Origin of the sequence: Bradyrhizobium elkanii WSM2783 (genome assembly GCF_000472865.1) — a bacterium.
In the GTDB taxonomy this organism is placed as follows: Bacteria; Pseudomonadota; Alphaproteobacteria; order Rhizobiales; family Xanthobacteraceae; genus Bradyrhizobium; species Bradyrhizobium elkanii_A.
Genome location: NZ_AXAP01000003.1, coordinates 269,632 through 275,650 on the forward strand (window position 1 = coordinate 269,632; position 6,019 = coordinate 275,650).

Genomic DNA, 6,019 nt, shown 5'->3' on the forward strand with positions numbered 1-6,019 from the left:
GGGCGGACCCATTGCGCGCGCCCGGAAGCCCCGGCCGCCCGTGGACCCAGGGCCGTCGGGTGTGACGGCAGGAAGGGCTTGAGATCATGCATATCGAACCGGGAATCGTAACGGGCGCCAAGCTCGTGTTGAGTTATGCGACGGGCATCGCCGCGGGCGCTGTCGCGCTCAAGCTCGCGGTCGAGACCGTGCGCGAGCAGGGCATCGGATCGTTGGCTGTGCGGATAATGGCCACGACAGCGCTTGTGCTCACGTTCTTCGAGATCCTGCCGCATTTCTCGGTCGGGGTCTCCGAGGTGCACTTCATCCTCGGCTCGACGTTGTTCTTATTGTTCGGCGCGGCGCCAGCTGCCTTGGGACTTGCGCTCGGTCTACTGTTGCAGGGACTATTCTTCGTGCCGACCGATCTGCCGCAATACGGCATGAACGTCACGACGCTGTTGGTGCCACTATTTGCGATCCAGGCGCTCGGCCAGCGCATCGTTCCACGCAACACGGCCTATGTGGACTTGCAATATCGCCAGGCCCTCGCGCTCTCGACTGCATACCAGTCGGGCATCGTGGCGTGGGTCGCCTTCTGGGCGCTCTATGGTGCGGGCTTTGGCGCCGCCAATCTCGCCAACATCGCGACCTTCGCGGCGTCCTATGCGCTAGTCGTATTGATCGAGCCGTTGGCCGATCTCGCCGTGTTGGCGCTCGCCAAATCGCTGCGTGCCGTGACCGCGGAGGGGTTCGTCACCCGCCGCCTGCACAACGCTGCCTAGAGACAATGCGAACGGCGGCCGCCATGGCCGCTCTTCGCTCAAGCAATGCTCACGATCTCCTTGATAGGCATCGGTTGCGGCGATCCCGAGCAACTCACGCTCGCGGCAATCCGTGCCATCAACGCAGCCGATCTCATTCTCATTCCGCGCAAGGGAATGGCGAAGTCCGAGCTCGCCGAATTGCGGCGGGCCATTTGCAAAGACGTACTTACCAATGCAGCGGCACGCATCGCGGAATTCGACCTGCCGGTTCGTGACGCAGACGAAACGGATTACCGCAAGCGCGTGGACGAATGGCACGACGCGGTCGCCGCAACCTGGTCGCAGACGATCACCGGCCATTTGGGACGCGAGGGGCGGATTGCGCTGCTGATCTGGGGCGATCCTTCGCTCTATGACTCGTCCCTGCGCATCGCGCGACGGCTCGATCCCACACCTATGATCGAAGTGATCCCCGGCATAACGTCGATCCAGGCATTGTGCGCGGCCCACGCGCTGCCGTTGAACGATGTCGGCGAGCCTTTTCTGGTCACGACGGGACGGCGGTTGCGCGAAGGCGGCTGGCCGCCCGGCACCGATACCGTGGTCGTGATGCTCGACGGTGGCACGGCGTTTCAGTCGCTCGACGCGCACGGCCTGCACATCTGGTGGGGCGCCTATCTCGGTACGCCGGATCAGATCATTATGTCGGGCGAGCTATCCGAGATGGGTCCGCGCATCACTGCCGCGCGGCAGGAGGCGCGCGCACGGCACGGGTGGATCATGGACAGCTACATTCTCAAACGTAGATCGTGAAGCGGCCATTCGTCGCGCGAACGGAACAGAGGTACGGCAACATGCTCCCTCAATGGGTCTATCAGAAGTGCCCCGGAATCTCTGCCGTCCATCGCGAGGCGGCCGTCGCGGTTGCTCTAAAACTGTCCGCTAGGATCGCAGTCGCCGCCAACCTATCACGATACCGCTCGTCGACACGACGATTCCAATGAGCGACAGGAGCACCATCACGGTGTCCCATGCCGGGCGATGGCGCAGCAGCAGCGGAAAATCTAGACTGTGCATGGCATTGAATAGCCAGCGATACGTCCGGCGGCTATTGTCGACGCGGCCGAGAATGTCGCCATTGCGCGGATCAATGTAGAACCAGCTCTGAGCCGCGTCCTCGAAGCCCACGCGCAGCACCGGCAGAGGGCGCTCATTGTGATGCGAATACCAATAAGCATCGAACCACGTTTGTGGGTGCGCTTCTCGATCCGAAGCCGGTGAACGCGCACTTGCAGGACACCATTCGTCGTTACCGCAAGCTCATGGGGAATGAGGAGCGAGAGCCTGAAAGCCGCCCGCAGGGTAGGAGGGCGGCTATACGCTAAAGCGTATTTATATGGTGTATACGCTGAAAGGTATATCCATTTTTAACCTCTGAAGCGTATATTGACATTTAACCTCTAGAGCGTATATGGCGTGCCTAGAGAGGTACGCCGTGGACCAGATCGCCCGAACGCCCAAGCAAATCGGAGATGCCATCCGCCGGCAACGCCGCAACCTTGGCCTGAACCAGACCCGCGTCAGGGACAAGACAAAGCTACGGCAAGCAACTATCTCGGCCGTCGAGAGTGGCGCGCCCGGGACTCAGCTCGGAACGCTTTGTGATATTCTCGCAGCGCTCGACCTCGAGTTCGTTATCCGTCCCAGGACGAAGGCAAAGCCGGCCGAGATCGAGGACATCTTTTGATGGCTCGCCCGCGGCGGCATATCCCGCTCAATGTCTTCTTGAACGGCCGTCTCGTCGGGCGCCTGAACAGGCAATCCAGCGGCGCAATCGACTTTCAGTACGATCCGTCCTGGCTTGCCTGGGAGCATGCGCTGCCCGTGTCGCTATCTCTGCCTCTGCGTGAGGACCGCTATATCGGTGCGCCTGTCATCGCCGTCTTCGACAATCTCCTGCCCGATAGCACGCCCATCCGTCGTCGCATGGCGGAGCGAGTCCACGCTCAGGGCATCGACGCTTACGACCTACTTGCCCCTGTCGGACGGGATTGCGTCGGCGCACTGCAATTCCTGCCGGACGGTATCGAACCCGGCACCGCCGGTGCTGTCGACGGCAGACCTGTTAACGACAAGGAAATCGCGCAGCTTCTCGGCGACCTTGCATCGGCTCCCCTTGGGCTTGGCGAGGACGAGGACTTTCGGATCTCGATCGCCGGCGCCCAGGAAAAGACCGCGCTCTTGTTCTGGAAAGGGCGTTGGTACAAGCCGCTGGCGACTACAGCTACGACGCACATCCTCAAACCGCAGATTGGCCGACTGCCGAACGGCATCGATCTTTCCTACAGCGTCGAGAATGAGTTCTTCTGTCTCAAGCTGACAGCCGCCCTTGGGTTTCCGAGCGCCCCGGTCGCCATTGAGGAGTTTGAGGGTAACCGCGTGCTCGTGGTCGAGCGGTTCGATCGCCGCTGGACCAGCGACAACCGTCTCCTGCGTTTGCCCCAAGAGGATTGCTGCCAGGCTTTGTCCGTGCCGCCATCCTTGAAATACGAATCCGAGGGCGGGCCCGGTATTCCAGCTATCCTCAATCTGCTGAAAGGGAGCGATCAGCCAGAGGCAGATCAAACGACGTTTCTGAAAGCCGTGATTGCCTTCTGGCTTCTCGGTGCCACGGATGGGCACGCCAAAAATTTCAGCGTCTTTCTCTCTCCCGGCGGTCGCTTCCGCATGACCCCGCTCTACGATGTGATCTCAGCGCAGCCCAGCCTCGACGCAGGCCAGATCAAGCGTAACAAGATGAAGCTGGCCATGGCCGTCGGTGATAGCCGTCACTACGTCGTCGACAGCGTCATGCCGCGCCATTTTGTCCAGACCGCTGCCAAGGCAGGGATTGGCGCGGGACTCGTGACCGCGATCTTCGATGAGCTGCGCGCACAGGCGCCGGCGGCGGTCGAACAGGTCACCGCGGCGCTCCCGAAGGCATTTCCTGCCGAAGTCGCTGATAGCATCAATAATGGGGTCAAGGCTCGTCTGCGCAGGTTGGAGGATGCGTGATGCCAAAGATCGATGTGCCACCAGTTAATCGAAGCCGAGGGGCATCTCTGCCCATCGCCACGCTGGACCAGCGAGATTGATCATGGGGCCAAAGCTCGATTCAGCGATGCTCCAGAACTGGAATCTGGCCCCATTCACCTATGAGAATCCCGAGGGCACAACATTCTTTGCCCCCGAGCGATCCTGCCTGGAGCTCGCCGACACGCCCCAAACGGCCCTGGCGGTCTCGATCGCGCGCCGTTCGCGATTCCTGTCGCGCACAAAGGAAGCGGCAGCCGGCCTCGACATGCGGATGTTGAAGACCCCCGTCGAGGGGAAGTTCATCGACCTGCGCACCGTGTCGGCCGAACTTCCGCGAGAGCAACGCTGGTCATTGGGCAACGCGGTCCCAGCCGACATCGACGGTGTCCTGTTTCGGCCGGCCGAGCGCCCCACGGCAACGGCGATTGCCGTCCTCAAGGGACAGGCGCTCGGCCGATCGATTCAGACAACGCACTATCGCTTTGAATGGAACGGCGTTCGCATCGACAGGCTCTACGCCTTCGACGAGGAAGGTACTGTCCTGCAACCCGAGATTCTCGCGGGAAAGGAGGAGGTTCTTGCAGCGTAGAATCGAAATGGCGCTGTCCTGGGCAAAGGCCGTTTGGCGCGCGATCTGGTCACGCCGACCATTCACGCCGCGTCGCTCGCCCACGCAACGACACACGCCGGAACCGCGGACCCGCCTTGCGCATTGGCGGGGGACCGGTTCAGCACCAGCAGGCCATTGGACCGCCTGTCACCCCTCCACCGAGCACATCTTCAAGGCCGAGGTCACGTGTTCGCATGGTCACCGACTTACACTCAAGGGGCATTCCATCAGCGCCAGGGGCCAGGTTCAGCCGAGCGTGATTTGCAGGCATCCCGGCTGCGACTTCCACGAATTCGTCATGCTCGACAACTGGTCGCACCGGCGAGCGGCGCAGACCGCGCTGCCGCGCTAGCGAGAACGGGCAACCAGGGTCCTCGGCAACATGAAGCGTCACACCGTCATCGTCGAGGGCACTCTCTCCTTTCGCATGCAACGTGTCGCAGCGGCGCGTGCGGGAGACCACGGCCGCGATGTCGCCACACTACCGCTGCTCGCGGCCCGCCTCGCGGGTGGCTTCAGCCGACCCGCCGATCACGCCACCCTTGTCCCCATCGTCGGTCGAGCGCTCGCGGAGCTCGCGTTCGAAGAGCTTGAGGCAGTCAAGACCAGGCCCGGCATGGCGCGGGCCGTGCTTGCAGTCCTGGCGCGCGTATGGGCCGCAGACATTCGATTCGATGATCCGCTTTATGCGAGCGCCCGCCTGCTCGATCTGGGGCGCATCGAGACCTATCTGCGCGACCAACTGCCCATCGGCGCGCTGCCTCCGGACCTTCGCGACCAGGCGATTGTGGGTGTAGGACATGCGCCTGCGACCATCGGCAGCCTGCATTTCCACCGGCTGATCTCCATCGACCCGCTATGGCGACCGTGTGAATAAGCGCCGAACTCTGACCCCCATCGGCTTCCAACGTTGACCCCATACGTGATGGATTTTTCGCCGACGGTCCAAGGGTTTCGTCATTACTGGCCGGGGCGCATTGCCTCATCAAGAATGTTACCCGAGAACTGACCGTCAGGATTGGGGCGGCGACACCGAATCGGATCGGTGTCACCGATGGCAGGACGGATCAGCATGGGTGCTCGGCGCGAGCTCACGGCGGCGGTGGTAGAGCGCTATCGATCGGCAGGGCGGGCAGATAAGGGGCGCATACTCGACGAGCTTTGCGCGGTGACCGGCTGGCATCGCAAGCACGCGGTCCGGGCGCTTGCCAGCCATGTCGCAATTTCGCCGGAGGCCAGGCGGCAGCGAAGGCCGACCTACGGCGCCAAGATCAGGGATGCGCTGGTGGCCTTGTGGGAGGTCTCGGATCGAATCTGCGGCAAGCGGCTGAAGGTAATGATTCCGACGTTGCTGCCTTCGCTGGAGCGGCATGGCCGGCTCAAGCTCGACCAGGCNGATCGNGCGCTGGTGCTCGGCGTNAGNGCAGCCACGATTGATCGCCTGCTGGTCGAGACCAAAATTGCCGCGGCCGGCGGTAAGCGCCGGCGGGTCGGGTTTTATTCGGCGGTCCGCCGTGAAGTGCCGATCCGGACGTTCAATGACTGGCACGATCCGCCGCCGGGGTTCTGCGAGGTCGACATGGTGGCG

General features: G+C 62.5%; 6 protein-coding genes and 1 pseudogene. 6 read left to right on the forward strand and 1 reads right to left on the reverse strand.

The window, feature by feature from the left end; all coding sequences use genetic code 11:
* Positions 1-86 precede the first annotated feature (86 nt).
* Together YY7_RS0105345 and cobF are read left to right on the forward strand one after the other, a co-directional pair.
* On the forward strand, positions 87-764 hold the full coding sequence (locus YY7_RS0105345) for an energy-coupling factor ABC transporter permease (protein ID WP_028162321.1): 678 nt from the start codon (positions 87-89) through the stop codon (positions 762-764).
* Between the two features lie 45 nt (positions 765-809).
* Entirely contained in the window at positions 810-1,559 is a 750-nt protein-coding gene (gene cobF, locus YY7_RS0105350; RefSeq protein ID WP_028162322.1) for a precorrin-6A synthase (deacetylating), read from the forward strand.
* 129 nt (positions 1,560-1,688) lie between these two features.
* On the opposite strand, the pseudogene YY7_RS0105355 reads toward cobF, so the two are convergent.
* Positions 1,689-2,021 (reverse strand): annotated as a pseudogene (locus tag YY7_RS0105355) (PepSY domain-containing protein); the annotation flags it as partial.
* Between the two features lie 220 nt (positions 2,022-2,241).
* Between YY7_RS0105355 and YY7_RS0105360 the strand changes: the two are divergent.
* From YY7_RS0105360 to YY7_RS0105380, 4 genes are all read left to right on the forward strand, one after another.
* Positions 2,242-2,493, forward strand: a complete 252-nt coding sequence (locus YY7_RS0105360; protein WP_028162324.1) for a helix-turn-helix domain-containing protein — start codon at positions 2,242-2,244, stop codon at positions 2,491-2,493.
* Entirely contained in the window at positions 2,493-3,800 is a 1,308-nt protein-coding gene (locus YY7_RS0105365; protein ID WP_028162325.1) for a type II toxin-antitoxin system HipA family toxin, read from the forward strand. Before YY7_RS0105360 ends, YY7_RS0105365 begins: the two co-directional genes overlap by 1 nt.
* An 82-nt stretch (positions 3,801-3,882) precedes the next feature.
* Positions 3,883-4,410: an RES family NAD+ phosphorylase gene (locus YY7_RS50840; protein WP_051396547.1), complete on the forward strand. Its 528-nt coding sequence runs from the start codon at positions 3,883-3,885 to the stop codon at positions 4,408-4,410.
* Between the two features lie 403 nt (positions 4,411-4,813).
* On the forward strand, positions 4,814-5,308 hold the full coding sequence (locus YY7_RS0105380) for a hypothetical protein (RefSeq protein ID WP_028162326.1): 495 nt from the start codon (positions 4,814-4,816) through the stop codon (positions 5,306-5,308).
* Positions 5,309-6,019 lie beyond the last annotated feature (711 nt).

Bases quoted from the DNA above. Each gene is read 5' to 3' on its own strand.
- YY7_RS0105365 (WP_028162325.1), top strand. From the start codon at position 2,493: ATGGCTCGCCCGCGGCGGCATATCCCGCTCAATGTCTTCTTGAACGGC.
- YY7_RS0105345 (WP_028162321.1), top strand. From the start codon at position 87: ATGCATATCGAACCGGGAATCGTAACGGGCGCCAAGCTCGTGTTGAGT.
- YY7_RS50840 (WP_051396547.1), top strand. From the start codon at position 3,883: ATGGGGCCAAAGCTCGATTCAGCGATGCTCCAGAACTGGAATCTGGCC.
- YY7_RS0105380 (WP_028162326.1), top strand. From the start codon at position 4,814: ATGAAGCGTCACACCGTCATCGTCGAGGGCACTCTCTCCTTTCGCATG.
- cobF (WP_028162322.1), top strand. From the start codon at position 810: ATGCTCACGATCTCCTTGATAGGCATCGGTTGCGGCGATCCCGAGCAA.